Source organism: Oscillospiraceae bacterium (assembly GCA_015065085.1).
GTDB lineage: Bacteria > Bacillota > Clostridia > Oscillospirales > SIG627 > SIG627.
Genome location: SVQW01000008.1, coordinates 26,049 through 45,195, shown reverse-complemented (window position 1 = coordinate 45,195; position 19,147 = coordinate 26,049). Strand labels below are relative to the sequence as shown.

Genomic DNA, 19,147 nt, shown 5'->3' with positions numbered 1-19,147 from the left:
AAGGACACTCATTTTTTTTATTGTTGTTATCTCACAATACAGTGAGGTTAAAATGCCGCAAGACGCGGTGCCAATGGGAGCGACATCCCGCAGGCAACAAAGTATTTGCGGTTATTTTAACCCACTGTAACGAATACACCGTCGGTGGTTTCAAGACTTATTGTATAATATCCGTTTGCATCAGCGGTGAGAGTGGTGGGAACAGCTTCATCGTAAAGGGTTACGGTGAGAGGCTGAGCAATCTTGAACTTAAGGGTTGCGGGCTTGAATTCAACGATGTCGGTCATGTTAACAACGGTGAATGCGTAGCCGGTGCCCTCTTTCTTTTCGAAGCATCCGATAAGCAGAGGCTCGTCGGAAACGGTTTCAGAGATAATGCCGAAGTTTTCATATTCACCGCTCATCTTCAGCCAGGGAGTAGCAGAGGTGCAGTTAATGGTGAATGCGCCCAGGTTCTTGTACTGAACGTAAACGTCGGACAGATTTCTCATTTCCCACATTACCTTAGCGCAATCGTCGTACAGAGGCTGGGTAACGTCGCCTGTGCTCTTATTGAAGATGGAGGGGAACTCAACTTCGTTGGAGCTGTTGAGAGACCACAGCAGGATACCGGTACAGCCGTAGGACAGCATTGCGTAGCACTGCCATCTGTATTCTGCCTCGGTAGGATTACGCTTGCCGCTGTTCCATCCCCAGGTCTGGATACAGCACCAGAACTCGGCATCATTTTCGCGGGCAACGGTAGCAATCTGGTTGATGGATTCGCAGTAGTCCTTGTAGGTGCTCCAGGTCTCGGGTCTGCCGGTGGAACCGTGGAGAGGATAGATGTCGGTACAGATATAATCTGCATCAAAATACTCGAACCACTGCTGGCAGTATTTTCTGTACAGGTTGGGATCGGGATCGTAGTACTCGATAGCTGCAGCGCCTGCGCCCTTCTTGAGCTGTGCAGAGTTAGCATACATAGGAAGCAGGTTTACAAACGCCATCTTGTCGGGGAAGAACTCATGGTATCTCTTGGACAATGCGCCCAGAACAGGGTAAGAATCAGTACCGGGCTCGTCGGTGAAGTGATGTCCTGTAAAGGAAGGATGGTGGCTGTATTCAGCTGCAATAATGGCAGGATTCCAGTTGGGATCTTCGAGAGTAGCCTTATTTGCGCCGAAGTCATTGGCATGAACTGCGATACCGTACTTATCTGCGTAGTTGAATACGGTGTTCTTGGTAGAGCCGGAAACAGCAGAACCGGTAACGATAAGGTTAACGCCCAGGTCGCGGAGCTTGGTCATACCGAACTCGTCGCCGAAGTTACTTACAAAGCCCCATACACCAATCTTGATGTGGTCGCGGTTGAAGTAAGCGGCGTCATACTGAGTGGGAGCGGTATTTACGCCCAGTGCGGTCTTGATGGTACGCTCCATAACGGTAGCAACCTCTGCACGGGTGGAAAGACCCTTGGGATCGAAGATTGTGCCGCCCTTGCCGTTGATAATGCCCAGCTTCTGAACGGACTTGATAGCCTCAACAGTAGCCGCATCAACGCCTGCAAGGTCACTGAAATCAATAACATCGGAGTAGCCGGTAACAAAGTAATCGAATACCTTGAGGTACTTATCGATAACTGCCGCCATGGTTTCGCGGTAGATGGGATCCTCTGCGCCGAAGGTTACATCAGAAAGACCGGGCATAAGACCGTATTCCTTAGCCCACTGAATGTAGGGTGCATAGTACATGGTGGCAGGCACATCGCCGTAGCCTGTGTTGCCGTCGTACTTAGAGGTGTCAACGCCGTGCATACGTCCCAGAACGGTAACAAACATACCTCTGGTCATGGTATCCTCGGGGCTGAACTCGGTGGGAGAGGTTCCGCCGAACAGAGTTCTGTCGGAAACGAAGTTGATGTAGCTTTCGCCCCAGTGGCCTGCAATATCGCTGTACTCCTTATGGCTGTAACCGAGAGAGTAGTTAGCGGGCTTGTTTGCCACGAAGGTGGTATATCCTGCGGGGTTGGTGTAGCCGAGAGCAACTATTTCCTGAGTGCCGTCCGCCTTGGTACGCATAACAACGGGGTTGGTACCGGTGCCTACGGGAGTGGTGGAGGAGAGCAGGAATTCTGCCTCGTTATAGCCGTCATAAAGGGTGTTTGCGGGAACAAGAGAGGTCTGGAGAGTGTCCTTGAAGGACGCCTTGGTATTGTAATCAAGACCGCTTCTGCCCTGAGAGAGGAACTTCAAAGCCTCTGACTTTGTGCGGAAGAAGCCCATACGGTCAATATAGATTGTAGCATTTGTATCGTTGCCGTTGATGGGGTCAATACGCATGCTTACAATGTTGCCGCTCCAGGTATCCTTGGGGTACAGCTTGGTATCAGAAAGGTCAACAATGGTGTTGCTCCAGGTTCCGTTACGTGTAATGGTAACAGGGCTGTACGAATCGGAGAGGTCAACGCCTGTATCGGTGGAGTAGAAAACACCCAGAGTGCCTACCGTGGAAGTGGTGCTGTGACGGTAAGCAAAAATGGGGAATTCAGCAGAATCAAAGGGTGTGGTAAGCTGAAGAGTGATCATGGGGTCGGAGTTGGTGGGGATAAGTCTCATCATACCGCCGGAGAACATAACGTCCGAGCCGGAGGTGGACTGATTTTTAACGATCGCTTCGTTATCGAATATCCACACAGGGTTAGCAGCACCGGTGTTCTTCTTGGGCTGCTCGATTTCGGTGGAAGGATCGGGAACATAGTTCTTTGCGTCCTCTTCACTGCGGAAGAATGCCACATAGTCTATGTACATCTGGCTTCCGGTGGGCATCTGACCCGAGGGCTCAGCCATCCACATACAGTCGAAACGAATGGTGGAAATAAGACCCTTCCAAACGGATTCGGTAAGGCTTACACCGGCGTTAACGTTCTGGGAATCAAGATTTGCCTTTTTCAGGTCGATAACATACTCAACAAAATCCGCATCCTTGGAGGTGATGGGGAACTGTGTGCAGGTAGCGCCCACAATCTTACCGCCGCTGCCCTCGGAAGCAAAGTGCATCTCAAAGCGGGTAGCATCGGAAAGGTTTCTCAGACGAACCTTCATCCAGTGCCAGGTATCACCGTCAAAGTCAACACCGACAGAGAAGTTGGGGTCGCCCTTTAAGCCGTTACCCTCCTCGGGGCCTTCCAGAGAGTTAATAACAGCATAGTTGTTTTCAAAGGTAATGAAACAGCTTGAACCGGTGGTGGGGAAGCAGACATTTTCTGCACCGGGGTTAAACAAAAGAACAGGCTGACCGGGAAGAATAGCCGCTTCTGCAGCCGCTTTTATGCTCTTTTCGTATGTAGCCTTGTCCTTGTAAAGACCAACGGACTTAACGATTATCTCACGAGGATCGCTTCCGCGGACGGGGTCAACACGGAGCTTGGTAACCTTGCCGCTCCAGCTTGCTGTGGCAGGAGGGGTGGTAAGGTCGAACTTATGGGACATTACGGTTTCGGCATCGCCGATTTTGGTGGAGCCGTCAAGACGGGGGTTACCCGATACGCCCTCGGTCCAGTGGTAGAACTGGAATCCGCCGCTTCTGGTAGCGCCGGCGTATTCAACTACAAAATACATGTAGTCCTGAAGCATAATCTCCATATCAGCGGTGTAGGTAAGATTAATATCATTGCCTTCGCCGGAAATGAGTGCACCGCTGTCGCTTACCGCAACATTGGTGGTTTTTGAGGGCGTCCACTTAGCAACATCATCGGGATTTGAAAAATCCCAAACGATGGATTCCTCTGCCGCCGAAACACTCAGGGCAAGGATAACCACCATGAGGACAACCAACAAAACGGATGTCAGTTTTTTCATAGGTTTTCTCCTTAATATAATATATATTTTTGCTTTTGGCAATACAGAAATTATATCAAAAATCATACATAATGTCAATATACAACCGCATAAATTAACATCCTGCGTAAAACTTTGTGCAACCTGCCTTTTCAATACTGTAAACTTTGTGTAAAATGACAACTGCGACAGAGAAGCTGTTTTTTTATCTATAACGGGCAAAGCAGTAGTACCAAAATCTCACAAAAAAGCTTCCCGAATTAGCGCAGTGTCCGGGGGGACACTGCGCAGCGATATAAATTCCTGCGGAATTTGATATATGTGCTTCGCACTCGATATGCCGTAAGCGGCGCGATATGTCACTTCGTGACGAGAATTTATATTATACCGCATTCGGTTTTTTAAACCGAATATATCGCATTTGCGTAAGCAAATATATCGCGTTGTCGCAAGACAACATATCACCGGATAAATAAAACCTCTGAATTCGGCTTTTCATGCCGTTTTCAGAGGTTTTTTCTCATTTAACTGTCCTTTAGAACACAATACCTTTTCAAGCAGGTTTTAATTGATGAACAAGAAAACCGCGGACAAAATGTCCGCGGTTTCTTTATTGCTCATTATTTTATTTGCATTCTCCTGCGATGGTGGTAACGATGGTCTGCGCATACAGACGGCTGAGCATGTCGTTCTGGTGGTTTACATTGTTACCCGTCATATCGCGGTAGGGCTTTATGGTAAGGAAGTACTTGTGCATACTCGAAACATTGGCAACGTCGATATTAACACCCTTGGCTCTCTTTTCGGTAACAAGCTCTTCGAGCACCGACTCAAACTGTTCACGGTTAGTCCGTTTGCCCAGCAGAGAGTTAGACATTGAGGTGGAAACAAGCACAAATTCGCACTGAGAGTTGAGAGTAAGAATCTGGTCAACGATGTTGCTGATATTGTCCTTGAAGGTCTCGGGGGTAAGTCCCTCATCGTTCATACCGAAAGCAAGAACGAACAGGTCGGGAATACCGTTGTTGTAGGGCTGTGATGCATCAGCGGCAAATCTGTATGCCGCGAATCCATTGGGAATGGAATCATAGCTTCCGCCGCCGTTACGTCCCCAACCGGAGCCTGTGCCGCCAACAGCCTTACTGCGTACATTGATGCGGTTGCCGCCCTCGGTGTAGCCGTACATATTTTCAAGAGTCTTGGCAACAGCCTCTCTCCAGTGAATGGTGTTGGGGGAAACACCAAAGGAGCCTGTCTGGTTACCGCAATCGGTGATACTGTCGCCGTAGTAGCCGATGTTTATTGCTTGCTTGTTGGCAAGCTTTGCACGTGTGCGGGGCAGTGCATTTTCTTCATATGCGGGCAGAGGTGCGTTTTCGTCCCACTCTGCGGTATGGCGGTAGGAAATGGAGTACTGGTAAGTCGCCTGAATTTCCGCACCCTCAGAGTAGTATATGTACTTGCCTGCATACTGACTGTGCTCGGGCAAAGTACTGCTGATTGCCTTGTAATCCCATCTGTTTCCGCTTATTGCACCCACAACGGTCTTCTGGGTATCGGAAATGTATTCATCAAAGGGTGTTCTGTAAATATCGGAGCCTGCTGGGATAACCAGCTGACCATCGGCATTTACATAGTAGTCCTTGCCCTCGTAATAGTCCTGAGTGTGAGTACCGTTTTTAACAACGATAACGTCGCTTACGGGGTACAGAAGGTCAACAACAAGGTCATCGCCCTCGTCTGCGCCCTCGGGCATTACGGGCCAGAACAGCTCATGGTAAACAGTGTTGCCCTCCCAGAAAGGAGTCATCCAGGTTGCGCGGTCGTAGGTTACATTTCCGAGGAGCTGAGGATATTCCTCGTAGCCGTCGCCGGAAAGGTCAATAACGTCATTTACACTGCGTATCTTGGTGGAATCTGCGTATACAACATAATCATCGCCCGCAAAGGTGTACTTAGCGTATGCTCTTGCGGCAATCTGAGTGTTGTACTCTTTGTCGGGAATGTTTGTAACAACCGCAGTAAAGGTAACCTCAGTGTCGGTTTCCTTGAATTTATTAACTGCGGGAACGTCCTTTGCACCCTCGGTTTCAAGAGTAAGCTCGCCGTCCAGCATTCTCGCGGGGATAACAACAGTACCGTAAGAAATGTCGGTAACGTCAACGTCCTTCCACATGGACTTATTGATTGTTGTACCGAATCTCAGACCCTGGGGAGCGCCGTTTTCAACGCCCGCTCTTATCTGAGCGCCCAAAGCGGTAAGCTGTACATCCGGCATAAGCTTGAAGTTTCCGTCAACATAGCTTACAGCCGCGCTGTATACGGGTCCGTTGACGAAGAACACTCTGAACTTGTAGCTTCCCAAATAGTCATCCTTAACGGTGGGGTCGGTGGTTTCATAGCCGATAAGCTCAACCTTAGTCTGTACATCCTCGGGAATAACGGAAAGAATGTCATTAATCTTGTTTTCCGCGTCAGTTTTGTCGCTTACGTCGGTGTACGAGCCGTTAAGGTCGTCCTTAACAAGTGCCGCGGCACTTGCGGTCTTGGCGATATCGCCCTCTACCTTCTTGGTGTAAGCCTGAGCGTCCTCCATGGTAGCGAAGAAACCGATGTAGTCGAAATCAACGTAATCATCCTCGGTATAGCTGTATCTCAAAAAGTCGAGACGTATGAATTTCAATTTACCTGCCCACGCGCCCGCAACCTGCGTGTTGCTGTCAAGATACAGAGTTTTCCATTCCGCGCCGCCGCTGTGAGAAGCCGAGCGATAGAAACTGCCGGAAGCGCCTGTATTGCCGGTAACATCGGTGCCGTAGTAGAGCTGATGTGAACCGGATTTGCTTGCACGGTAGCGTATAGCAACAACGGGGTAATCCGAAAGCTCGATGCCGTGGTCTTTATCTATATCGCTGTATGATAAGTTGAAGTTGTCATAGCCAAGACCACCTTTATCAATCGCCACGCCGTCCCTCTCAGTTTTAGCCTGAGCATGCATAAAGGTACTTCCGTTTTCGCCGTCAATAGAAAGCGCCACGTCCGCGGTGCGAGAAAGCTTCTTGATAAAGTCGGGGTTACCGAGGTGCCATACAAAAGAGCTCTTTATGTTTGCCTTTACGGTCTCGGTAGCAATTACACGTGCCTCAACGGGGCCTGTATATACGGTAACCTTGTAGGTTGCCTCTGTTTCTGCCTTGGTGAGTACTTCGGCGGTTACGGTAACATCGTTTGCATTAATATTTCCGAGCTTAGCCGCCTCGGCTTTAAACATAGCCTCAATAGCCCTTGCAGCCTTGTCATAGGTAGGATATTTGTTGTCATCAGCCGCAACAGCCGCCGCACCTGCATCCGCAATGGCATTTATTTCATTATAGTAAGGCAGGAATTTGTCGGAGGTGCCCGCAGTGGTGCTTGCAACACCTTCTACGGTGTCAAACGCTTCCCATGCCGCCTTGTCGTCCTTGTGGAAGAAGGCGATGTATTCGATGTCGGAGGAACCTTCCTTCTGACCATTCCAGAACCACATAGAAAAACGTTTCAAAGTTCCTGTAGCTGTTCCGCCGGTGATTGTTGTGGTGGCAAGGTTAAATGATTTCGTTTGCCACGTATCGGTAGCTCCGGGCGTAAAACCTACATAAGGATCTCCTGAGGAAGTACTGTTCCATAAATGCAATCTAATAGCACTTGCAGAACCACTGTGCTTATACTTTACCTTTATATAAGGGAAATCGGTAAGACTGAACTGGTATTCCTCGGGCATCTCTCCGCTCTGACCATTTGTACGGTAGAAATGATCGTCAACAACTTTTCCTGTATCGTAAACGGTGTGCATAACACCATCAATCAACTCGGAGGAATTTCTGTTATATGTCTTATTGCTCCACAGCGCTATCATTTCCTGATTGTTGAAGCGCCAGATAACAGGTGCGGGGATATTATCGCTTACAGCAATTTCACTGCTTACAAAGCTGCGGGTCTCCTTGGGACCTGCGCCAAGCTCAATCTGTGCCGCGTAGCCGCCGGTTACTTCTTTGGCTTCGCCTACGGTGTAGCTTATCTGTGCAGGGTCTATCTGAGTGTCGGCAATAACCTTGTCAACGACCGCCTTAAAAGCCGCTTTTGCCTCATCGGCACTCTTTACAACGGCAGTATTCTTTGCCACCTCTGCTTTAACTGCCGCAAGAAGCTCATCGGCAACTGTCTTGTAAGGCAAATATGCGTCGGATGAGCCCTGAACGGTGGGGTTTGCAGCGTCAAAAGCATCTGCGCTTGCCTTGTCGGGGAAGAATGCTACATACTCAATCTCGGTATTGGAATTGGTTTTTCCGTATCTGAACCATACGTCAATACGCTTCAGAGCAGCCTGATAAGCATCACCGCTGATGTCATATGTGACAGTACCCCACAATCCGTCGTTTGCACCGGTAAGATTGGTCTGTTTGTGAGGATTGCCGGAAGGGTACATATTGAAATATACCTGGATAGTAGGCGCACCGGTCTCGCCGTCGGAGGACCATTTATATTTAAGCTTAAAGTAAGGATATTTTCTCAGATCCAACTCGCCCTCGGCAAAATCCAGTCTGTGGTCATCAATACCGTTATCATGGACACTGGCATTCTCCGATGGAAACTTATCGGTAAATGCCACTCCGTCCTTGATAACAGCGGGGTTAGCCTTGTTCTGGTTCTTATACCAGTCCCCCAGCATTTCCGCATTATTAAAGCGGTAAATAACAGGCTTTACGCCCTCCTCTGCCGCACCCGCCTTTGCAATTTCAAAGGTTCTGTTCAGAACAAGGCGTGCTTCAACGGGGGAAGAGGTCTCGGTAACGGAGACCTTAACGGTAAACTTGGTGTTTTCAATATTTCTGTATGCGGTGAACTTGGTATCCAGCACCATACCCTCTGCGGTATTTGCCGCAAGTGCGGTATTGTATGCATTCTGCACCAAAGTCTTAGCCGCATCAACGGTTTCGATATTCTGTGCACCGTCAACAGCGGTCTGAACTGCGGTGAGGATATTATTTACCTGGGTGTAGTAAGGCAAATATGCATCGGAGGAGCCCTGAACGGTGGGATTTACCGAGTCAAAAGCATCCATTTCCGCCTTGGTGGCGAAAAGTGCTATGTATTCAATCTGTGATGAGCCTGTTATTCCCTGTTTGTTTCCTCTGAACCAAAAGTCGATACTTTTTTTGGCACTTGCATAACCGCCATAAGTGGCAGAAGTGCTGTAATCGATAGACTGCACCACCCAAGTGTTCTTTGTTGCGCTCAAACTCTTTAAGTTATTATCGCCGTTGGCATTGTACATATAGTACTGTATCTGACCGCCGGTATGGGCAGTTTCCCACTTGTACTTTACCTTAACAAAAGGATAATCGTCCAGATTGAGGACATTTTCACCTGCGTTATAGGTGTAAGCCGCTATGGCTGGTGCGTCTTGAGAAAAGCCTTCGATATAACCTACACCGTCTCTGATTTCAAAATCGTCGGGTGAAGCCGACCAACCGCTACTATCCCAATCTGCCAACATATCTTCATTGTTAAATCTGAAAATGATAGGCGCGGGGGTTTCTTCTTCGCCCTCTGTGCCCTCTGTTGCAACAACAGCAACAGCCGTAAGGCTCATGAGCATCAGCACGGTAAGAAGAAGTGCAAATAACTTTTTCATGATTTTTCTCCTTTTAGGATATAATTTTGAAAAATGATTTATGTAAACGCGGCTGAACCGCGTAAAAAGGACACTGCGGAAGTACTCCACAGCAAGTATAAAATACAATATATAGAACTGTCGCAACAACAAAGCACCGCATAAAGTATTCATAATCACAGCTACATGCTGTGATTACAAAAGCACCGGTACTTTTGGAGCAAATTTTACATTATACTTACAATTATTGTATCATAATTTTACAGCAAAGTCAATACATTTTAAACGTTATTTTCAACTTTTGACGGATTTTATATTAAATATTTTACGATAAATAAATTGCAAGGGTAATCTTTCATACGCAAGGTATAACAAAAAATAAAAATCCCCGTAAAACGGGGATTTTTATTAATTGTGCATTATTTTATTTGCATTCACCTGCAATGGTGGTAACGATGGTCTGTGCATACAGACGGCTGAGCATGTCGTTCTGGTGGTTCATGTTATTACCTGTCATATCGCGGTATTCCTTTTTGGTGAGGAAGTACTTGTGCATACCCTGGAGGTTTGCAACGTCGATATTAACACCCTCGGCTCTCATTTCGGTAACCAGCTCTTCAAGCGCCGCCTCGTACTGGGTACGGCACTTGGTGGTTGACCAAAGCGGATTGGGCATCGAGGTGGAAACAAGCACGAATTCACAGTTGGGATTGAGAGTAAGAATCTGCTCAACAATATTTTTGTTATTAGCCTTGAAGTCAGCGGGAGAACGTCCCTCGTCATTCATACCGAATGCGAGAATGAACAGGTCGGGAATACCGTTCTTGTTGGCATAAGAGGTATTTGCGGCAAATCTGTGAGCCGCATAGCCGTCGGGAATGGTGGGGTCATTTGCAATTACATTTGTACCGCCGCCGTTACGTCCCCACTGAGAGGTCATACCGCCGTGGGCTTCACTGCGGACGTAAATACGATTGCCGCCCTCGGTGTAGCCGTACATGGATTCAAGGGTTGTGGCAATAACATTTCTCCAGTGCGGGGTATTGGGGGAAACGCCGAAGGAGCCGGTCTGGTTACCGCCTGCGGTGATACTGTCGCCGAAGTAGCCGATATTTATTGCTTCCTTGTTGGCAAGCATCTGACGTGTGCGGGGCAGTGCATCTTCTTCATATGCGGGCAAAGTTGCGTTTTCGTCCCACTCTGCGGTGTGGCGGTAGGAAATTGAATACTGGTGAGCAGCCTGAATTTCCGCGCCCTCGGTGAAGTACAGATATTTGCCTACATAATCCGCATATTCGGGCAGATCGGTGCTTATCTTCTTATACTCATATCTTGTGCCGTTCATTGCACCCACAACAACCTTGGGAGTGTCGGAAACATATTCCTCAAAGGGCATTCTCTTTATATCGGAGCCTGCGGGGATAACCAGCTGACCGTTTTCGTTTACATAATAGTCCTTGCCCTCGTAATAGTCCTTGGTGTGAGTACCGTTTTTAACAACGATAACGTCGCTTATGGTGTACAGAAGGTCGATAACAAGGTCATCGTTCTCGTCTGCGCCGTCGGGCATTACGGGCCAGAACAGCTCGTGGTAAACAGTGTTACCTTCCCAGAAAGGAGTCATCCAGGTCTCGCGGTCGTAGGTTACATTTCCGAGAAGCTGAGGATATTCCTCGTAGCCCTCTCCGGAAAGATTTTTAACGTCGTTTACACTGCGTATCTTGGTGGAATCTGCGTACACGGTATAATCCTCTCCTGCAAAAGTATATTTAACATATGCTCTTGCCGCTACCTGTGTGCTGTTTTCGGATTCGGGAATATTCGTAACAACAGCGGTGTAGGTGATTTCGTCGGGTGTTTCGGCAAAAATGTTCTTGGCGGGAACGTTTACCGCATTGGGAGTCTCCAGAGTAAGACCGTGTGCCGCAAACCTTACGGGAGCAACGACCATACCGTAGGAAACGTTAGTAACGTCAACGTCCTTCCAGAGAGCCTTGTTCAGCTTAACGCCGAATCTCAAGCCCTGAGGAACAGCTTCGGAAACATATTCTCTTATCTGTGCACCCAGAACGGTGAATTCAACCTGTGGCATAAGTCTGAACAGACAGTCCACATATTTTACAGCCGCACTTGTTGTGGGACCGTTGATAAAGAATACTCTGAACTTATAATATCCTACTGTATCGTCCTTGATGGTGGGGTCGGTGGTTTCATAGCCCACAAGCTCAACCTTTGTATGAACATCCTCGGGAATTGCGGAAAGAATTTCGGAAATTCTTGTTTCGGCATCTTCCTTGGTGCTTACGTCGGTGTAATCGGTGTTGAGTGCATCCTCAACAAGGTCGATAGCCGCATCAACCTTGGCGGTATCGCCCTCCACCTTCTTGGTATAAGCCTGAGCGTCCTCCATTGTAGCGAAGAAGCCGATATAGTCAACATCGGTGTACTGACCGGCAACGAAGTTTCCGCCGAATCTCATCATGTCGGTTCTGAGGTAAGTCAGCTTACCCGACCATGCGCCGTACTGGTCAACCTTCGCGGTATCGATATAAACAGTCTGCCACTCGCCCGTGCCGTTATGACTGCTTTCACGGCGGAAGGAAGAGGTCGCGCCTGTGTTACCCGAGGTGGTGGTAGCAAAATAGAACTGAAGTGTACCGCCTTTGTCGGAACGGCAACGTACAGCAACGATGGGATAATCGGAAAGCTCGATATCGTGGTCGTTATTTATGCCGCTGTATGTGAAGTTGAAGTTATCTGCAGTATTGGTTCTCACGCCGTGCATGAAAACATTGCCGTTTTCAACACCTACGGAAAATTCCGCCGCGCCGGGAGAAAGCTTCTTGATAAAGTCGGGGTTGCCGAAGTGCCATACAACAGAGCTTCTTATGTTCGCCTTTACGGTCTCGGTAGCAATTACACGTGCCTCAACGGAGCCTGTATATACGCTAACCTTGTAGGTCGCCTCGGTTTCTGCCTTGGTAATCGCTTCGGCGGTTACGGTAACATCGTTTACATCAATATTTCCGAGCTTTGCCGCCTCGGCTTTAAACATAGCCTCAATAGCACTTGCCGCCTTGTCATAAGTAGGATATTTGGTGTCATCAGCCGCAACAGCCGCCGCACCTGCATCTGCAATGGCATTTATTTCATTATAGTAAGGCAGGAATTTGTCGGAGGTGCCCGCAGTGGTACTTGCAACGCCTTCTGCGGTGTCAAACGCTTCCCATGCCGCCTTGTCGTCCTTGTGGAAGAAGGCGATGTATTCGATGTCGGAGGAACCGCTTCCTTTGTGCCAGAACCAGAAGCCGAACTTTTTAAGGTCTCCGCCGTAAGTAACCTCACCGGTGGAACCGGATTTTTTGATTGCGGTAGATGTTGCATCTATCTTTGCAGTGTGCCATACACCGGAATCACCGTAAGTAGGTGTAAAGTAAGGTGTGCCTGTGCTGGCGGTATTGTACATGTACATATGAACGGCACTGCTTGCCAGTTCTCCGTCATATTTGAATTTTGCCTTGATATAAGGATAATTGTCAAGGTCAACACGGTATTCCTCGGGAATAGAGTCGCCGCGGTAGTACAGGTCGGTTACGTTTGCGGTGTCATTGGAAGTAAAGTTGGTTCTCATAACACCGTCAGCAAGAGTGTTTTCACCCTTTCCGTGGTAAAGGCTCCACAAATCAACCATTTCCTGATTATTGAAGCGCCAGATAACAGGTGCGGGGATATTATCGCTTACAGCAATTTCACCTGTTACATAGCTGCGGGTCTCCTTGGGTCCCACAGCAATCTCAACCTCTACCGCGTAGCCGCCGGTTACTTCTTTGGCTTCGCCTACGGTATAGCTTATCTGTGCAGGGTCTATCTGACTGTCGGCAATAACCTTGTCAGCAGCCGCTTTAACAGCCGCCTTTGCCTCATCGGCGCTCTTTACAGCGGCAGTAGCCTTTGCCGCCTCTTCCCTGATTTTCGCAATAAACTCCTCACCAACAGCCTTGTAAGGCAAATATGCGTCGGAAGAGCCCTGAACGGTGGGGTTAGCCGCGTCAAAAGCATCTGCGCTTGCCTTGTCGGGGAAGAATGCGATATACTCCAGTGAAGTGGTAACGGGGATTTCCTTATCATGACCTCTGTACCACCACTCAAAGCTTCTGTTTTCTCTCAACGCCTGTCCGGCACCCGTAACAGCATAGTAATAAGTATTCCACTTGTTCTTTGCCGCGGAGGGCGAGCCGAGGAAATATGAGCCGTCGGGATCTGCCTTCCACAGATAAAGCTGAGAAGAACCGCCCGTATATTCGGTGGCAATCTTGTATTTTACCTTTACATGGGGATAATCAGCCAGATTAAATCTCTTGCCGCTTTTTGCAAAAGAATAGGAGAAGGGAACGACACCGTATCCGTCGGTGGAACAGCCGTCAACCGATGCAACGCCGTCCACTATTTTGTAATCGTCCTTGAAGCCGCCGCCGTATGCGTTGTACCAGTCCTTAAGCATATCTTCGTTATTGAAACGGAAAATAACAGAATCATCGCTTCCCTCTGCCGCGTCTTTCTTTGCCACCTCAAAGCTCTTTTCGGTAATAAGGCGGGCTTCAATGGGTGAAGAGGTCTCGGTAACGGAAGCCTTAACGATGAACTTGGTATTTTCCAGATTTCTGTATGCGGTGAACTTGGTATCCAGCACCATACCCTCTGGGGTATTTGCCGCAAGTGCGGTATTGTATGCATTCTGCACCAGAGTCTTAGCCGCGTCTATGTCGGCGACTCCCTCTGCCGCATCAACAGCGGTCTGAACTGCGGTAAATATTCCGTTTACATCGGTATAGTAAGGCATATATGCGTCGGAGGAGCCCTGAACGGCGGGGTTTACCGCGTCAAAAGCATCCGCGCTTGCCTTATCGGGGAAGAATGCTATGTATTCTACCTGAGTGGTAACGGGGATTTCCTCCTCGTGATATCTGTACCACAACTCAAAGCTTCTGGTGCTGTCGAGTACGCCGTCAAAGCCGGCAAAATCAGCATCCTGACTGAAATCGCGGGTGTATGTAACCCACTGATTTTTGGTGGCAGAGGGGGCGCTCAGAAAATACTTTTTTTCCGAAACTGCCAGCTTGTCGGGCGTCCATATATAGAACTGGCAGGCACCGCCTGTATAGCTTGTGTCTATTTTGTATTTTGCCTTTACAACGGGATAATCGGTCAGCTTAAAGCTCACATCGCCGTTATTGAAGCGGTAGGAAAACGCAACAACGCCGTGTCCGTCGGTGGAACAGCCGTCAACCGATGCAACACCGTCGACTATTTTATAATCGGCCTTGAAGCCGCCGCCGTATGCGTTGTACCAGTTCTCCAGCATATCTTCATTATTGAATCTGAAGACAATGGGTGCCTTTGCCTGACTTTCCCCTGTTGCAACAACAGCAACAGCCGTAAGGCTCATGAGCATCAGCACGGTAAGAAGAAGTGCAAATAACTTTTTCATGATTTTTCTCCTTTTAGGATATAATTTTGAAAAACAATTTATGTAAAGCGGCTGAACCGCGTAAAAAGGGCACTGCGGAAGCACTCCACAGCAAGTATAAACACAATATATAGAACTGTCAAAACTCATTTGTACCGCATGTGGAAATTGCAATCACGTCATTATACCGCAGTCACAAAATTATCGGTACTTTCGGCTCAAATTTTACATTATACTTACAATCATTGTATCATAAATTTACAGCAAAGTCAATATATTTTGAACGTTATTTTATACTTTTGATGTAAATTTTATATGCAAATAAACAAAAAAACTGCATTTTGCGGCAAAATTCACTTCGTCAATCCTTTTTAACCCAAATTACCCATCGGCAGAGCACAACACTTGACAAAACGCGGATTTTGTGATAAAATGAGTGGTAATGTAAATTTCGGAACTTTTTACGTATAAACGGCGTCTAAACACCAAACTCAACGGAGGTACTTCAATGAAAAAAACAATCGCAGCGCTTGCATTGATATTTACCCTTGCGGCGCTCTGTTCATGTAATAATTCCACAATCGGAGTAATAGGCGGAGCAGACGGCCCGACCTCTGTTTTGGTGAGCACCCAAATCGACGATAAAAATATGAGCTATTCCGACATCGCCGTTGCACTTGCGCAGAACTCCGCAGCGGCAGCAGCCGATAAGGACTTGGTCGAAGCCATTGCCCGGAGCGGAGAAATACGCGATATTTTTACAGCCATAGCTCAGAATGATTATTCTTCCCCCGTTGATATAAAGCTTCTCACCCCCGACAAGCAGAAAACCATCGAGGGCTTGAAGGAAGACGAATTTACCGCTCTTTACAAATCAGGCGAATTTCCGCTTACCTCCTTTGCGGCAAGCCACAATGCTTCCTACGGCAAAAACACTCTTGCGGCAACCACCGCGCTGACCTCTGTGGCGGAATTTGAAAAGAGGGCGGATTTTGAGGGCGAATTTGCTCTGATACTCACATATGACGGAGATTATTCCGTTTTCGTTGCCTTTGATGAAATTGACAAGGCGATACAGGCGCGGGCGACATTTATCAGAAACGGCGAACGCACTCTCACCGATTTTCTGGACACCGTCGGACTGGTTTACACAATCGAATAAGTTAAATGATAAAAACATGGAAAAACCCGCAGACAATGTCTGCGGGTTTTTGTGTGTCGATAAACCTGTCGACACACTGTGAGACTTTCGAAAAGTCAGGGATATTTTGCTGATTTAAGCCTGTCGGCGTACAAAGGTACGGTAAGGCTTGAAGCGGCAAAAAGCGACAAACAGCAGGTGATATTCGATGTATCACCTGCTGTTAATTTGTTTTTTGCTTTATTTGCGTTTTTTTGAAATATAATTTATTTCCGTCGCGGTATCACGGCTTTCTCGACAGTCTGAACCCGCAGACATAGGGTGATGTCCTTATCGGAGAAATAAAATAAGGGTATGGGCAAAGACCTGTGCATTTGTAAAACAAATGCGAAACTGGCAATAAAAACAGAAGAGAGAGAAATACGGAAACACTTCCGTAAGACTCTCTCTTTTCTGCTTTATATGTGAGTGAAATTCTTTGCTTCGCAAAGAGTGGTATTTCCCTTGCGGGAAGTGATATTGTTCACAGTGATATTCTATTCGCCTTTCAAACTCGCGCAGCGAATACCACTCGGCGTAAGCCGAATATCACTGCGAAGCAATATCACTCGCCAGAGGCGAATAGAGTTGGCGTGATACTCCGTTAAGAGTATCACGCCATTGTCTGCGGGTTTTTGTAATGCGCAATGCGGACATTGTCCGCATTTTTCATTTGTTATCGTACTTCTGAATGGTCTTTACAAGAAAATCGTATGCCTTGGGCGTTCCGCACACATAGCTGGAGGAACAGCGGTGGTAAGGAACAGGCTTTGAATTCCAGTCGGAGCACACGCATCCGCACTCCTTGAGCATAAGGGAAGCGGCGGCATAATCCCAGGGCTTTATAACACGCTCGAAGTAGCCGTTGATTCTTCCGCAGGCAACATAGGCGATGGCAAGTGCAGTGGAGCAGATACGGCGCAGGTCAAGACAGTTTGTAAAGACCTCTTTTGCCACGGCAAAGCTCTGCTCGGTGTATTGCTTGCATGTGGAACCGGCGCCGAACTCGATAATGCAGTCGGAAAGCTGTCTGTCGGGTGCAGGGGGTACTTTTTTGCCGTTGAGATAAACTCCCTCACCCGATTTTGCGGTAAAAAGCTCCTTATTGAAGGGATTGTATATGACACCGAAATCCACTTTTTCGCCGTCAAAGTGCGCCAGCGATACCGAACTCATGCCATAGCCGTACACCAGATTGGTGGTTCCGTCCACAGGGTCGAGAATCCAGTATTCACTGCCGGGATCGGACTGCTCCTCTTCGCTCATAAAGCCCGAGCCGGGGGAAAGAGTTTTAAGCTGTTCTTTTACATATGCGCTTATCTTCAAATCTGCCGCAGTGACAAAATCCGCACTGCCCTTCATATCAACACTGCCCGAAAGACTGCCGTCCAGAGCGAACTCCGACGCCTTTATAACCATATCGATAATAGCCTGATAATTCATATCATTCACCCTTTTTCTTTTCTATTCTGTCACCCCGTCGGGACAAAAGGAATTCGTTTCTTTTATTTATATCGCGGAAAATAAACAATTTGCCGTATTTGAAGGAGGGTGCTTCGTCGCGGTATTCGCCGTCCAGACGTACTGTCTCCTCGTCCTCGTCGGGCGTGAAGAAAAACTCATGTCTGCCGTTGCAGGGCTCGTCATTGACGGGCTGGGAGCCGAATTTGCCCGTGAAAAACCTGCGTGAATTGTACCGCCCCGAAATTTTGCCCTCGGTATCTAAATTATATTCACCTGTAAAGCGGGAATATTTATCATCGTCCTCATACAGTATTTTTTTATCACTGTCGTAAAACAGCACATTGTAATTTTTGCCCGTCAGCTTCAGCTTAAGGTAATTTACGGGGGTAAAATCCTGCTCAACGGTAATGGTGCCCACACGTATGTAATCCTCGTCCACGTTACTCAGATGAACATGATACCACTTGCCCGAAAAATTGTACGCCTTGTGCTTTTCGCGCCATTTTTCCAATGCCGCAGGGTCGATGCCTTCATCCTCGGTGCGTGTCCAGCCGATGCATTTTGAAAGTATATTATTAGTGGTGAGAAACTGGGTGATGATTGTTCTTATTGAAAGATCGGGAGAAACCTTGCGCGCCATGCCGCTTTTGGCATAGAATTTGCGTTGCTTGTTTTCGTCATCGGTAAGCTCCTCTTCATTCTTTTCCAGAAGCATCACCATTTCGTCGCAGGCAATGGCGACAATGTGCTTGTTTTTTTTCAGGGCATAGTCATATTCCAGCTCGGTGTAAGACACACCCTGCGAATCGCACGAGCCGTACTGTCCGCCGAAAAGCAGAATGAAAACGTCCGATTCGTCGATAAGCGGTTTTATTGCATCAAAATTTCCGTTGCTGGGCACGGTGAAGTGCTCCATTCCGATTGGCAGTATGCGAAAATCAAGAAGTGTATTTATAACCTTGGCACGCTCGTCCTTAAGACTTTCATACGCCGAGGAAATAAACGCGGTGTATATTTTACTCATTTTACGTCCTTTCTTTTTACAGCCCTATTCCCCGTCTCCAAGGCCGTTTTTACGTGCCCACAATTCAAGGGAAGCCGCACTGTATGAAAGCTTTCTGAGGGTGTCCGTGATTTTTGAAAAGGCTTCCCGCTCGTCGGGGTTGACCTTACCGTCCTCCAGCACTTTATATATCAGAGGTGCGGATTCCTGCAAAAAATGCAGTGACGACATGAGCCTTACGGATATTTCGTTAAGGTCGCCGTACAACAGCTCGGGTGTGGGGGTATATTCGCCTATGGGGCACTGATGGGCGCAGTAGTGATTGCACAATTCGGGTGCGCGGTATGCCTTTGCCATAGCCACCACCTCGTCGGGATACGGCGCTACGTGGGAATTTTCTATCTGGGAAAGCCGCGAACGCTCTATCATAAGTACATCCTGTGCCCTTTCCAGACTGGACAATTCGTGAGCGCCTGCTCTTTCGGCGGGAGATGCGGATGCAGAATTCTTTTCCACTATCCTTCTTCTCGCCTCTTTGTAGATGTTCTCTTTTTGTGCCATT

7 protein-coding genes are annotated in these 19,147 nt (G+C 47.9%); 1 reads left to right on the top strand and 6 read right to left on the bottom strand.

Features of this window, described 5'->3' with window-relative positions; genetic code table 11:
• Nucleotides 1–116: 116 nt before the first annotated feature.
• The 3 genes from E7588_06610 to E7588_06600 form a co-directional block, all read right to left on the bottom strand.
• Nucleotides 117–3,905 carry an S-layer homology domain-containing protein gene (locus E7588_06610; protein MBE6688933.1) on the bottom strand — a complete coding sequence of 1,263 codons (3,789 nt, stop codon included), beginning with the start codon at nucleotides 3,903–3,905 and terminating at the stop codon, nucleotides 117–119.
• Between the two features lie 538 nt (nucleotides 3,906–4,443).
• Nucleotides 4,444–9,492, bottom strand: a complete 5,049-nt coding sequence (locus tag E7588_06605) for an SGNH/GDSL hydrolase family protein (protein MBE6688932.1) — start codon at nucleotides 9,490–9,492, stop codon at nucleotides 4,444–4,446.
• 403 nt (nucleotides 9,493–9,895) lie between these two features.
• Nucleotides 9,896–15,088: an SGNH/GDSL hydrolase family protein gene (locus E7588_06600; protein MBE6688931.1), complete on the bottom strand. Its 5,193-nt coding sequence runs from the start codon at nucleotides 15,086–15,088 to the stop codon at nucleotides 9,896–9,898.
• Nucleotides 15,089–15,446: 358 nt separating this feature from the next.
• Between E7588_06600 and E7588_06595 the strand changes: the two genes are divergently transcribed.
• Nucleotides 15,447–16,100 carry a hypothetical protein gene (locus E7588_06595; GenBank protein MBE6688930.1) on the top strand — a complete coding sequence of 218 codons (654 nt, stop codon included), beginning with the start codon at nucleotides 15,447–15,449 and terminating at the stop codon, nucleotides 16,098–16,100.
• A gap of 687 nt (nucleotides 16,101–16,787) precedes the next feature.
• On the opposite strand, the gene E7588_06590 is transcribed toward E7588_06595, so the two are convergent.
• From E7588_06590 to E7588_06580, 3 genes are read right to left on the bottom strand one after another with little or no spacing between them, the layout of a single operon-like run.
• Nucleotides 16,788–17,561 (bottom strand): inositol monophosphatase, encoded by a 774-nt coding sequence (locus tag E7588_06590; protein MBE6688929.1) that lies wholly within the window; start codon nucleotides 17,559–17,561, stop codon nucleotides 16,788–16,790.
• Nucleotide 17,562: 1 nt separating this feature from the next.
• The gene (locus tag E7588_06585; GenBank protein MBE6688928.1) at nucleotides 17,563–18,606 is read right to left on the bottom strand and encodes a DUF4062 domain-containing protein; all 1,044 of its coding nucleotides are present in this window, start codon (nucleotides 18,604–18,606) and stop codon (nucleotides 17,563–17,565) included.
• Nucleotides 18,607–18,630: 24 nt separating this feature from the next.
• Nucleotides 18,631–19,146 (bottom strand): XRE family transcriptional regulator, encoded by a 516-nt coding sequence (locus E7588_06580; GenBank protein ID MBE6688927.1) that lies wholly within the window; start codon nucleotides 19,144–19,146, stop codon nucleotides 18,631–18,633.
• Between the last annotated feature and the right edge of the window lies 1 nt (nucleotide 19,147).

Excerpts from the sequence above, each read along its gene's own strand:
- E7588_06600 (MBE6688931.1), bottom strand. The coding sequence starts at position 15,088 with ATGAGTTTTGACAGTTCTATATATTGTGTTTATACTTGCTGTGGAGTG.
- E7588_06610 (MBE6688933.1), bottom strand. The coding sequence starts at position 3,905 with ATGATTTTTGATATAATTTCTGTATTGCCAAAAGCAAAAATATATATT.
- E7588_06580 (MBE6688927.1), bottom strand. The coding sequence starts at position 19,146 with ATGGCACAAAAAGAGAACATCTACAAAGAGGCGAGAAGAAGGATAGTG.
- E7588_06590 (MBE6688929.1), bottom strand. The coding sequence starts at position 17,561 with ATGAATTATCAGGCTATTATCGATATGGTTATAAAGGCGTCGGAGTTC.
- E7588_06585 (MBE6688928.1), bottom strand. The coding sequence starts at position 18,606 with ATGAGTAAAATATACACCGCGTTTATTTCCTCGGCGTATGAAAGTCTT.
- E7588_06595 (MBE6688930.1), top strand. The coding sequence starts at position 15,447 with ATGAAAAAAACAATCGCAGCGCTTGCATTGATATTTACCCTTGCGGCG.
- E7588_06605 (MBE6688932.1), bottom strand. The coding sequence starts at position 9,492 with ATGAAAAAGTTATTTGCACTTCTTCTTACCGTGCTGATGCTCATGAGC.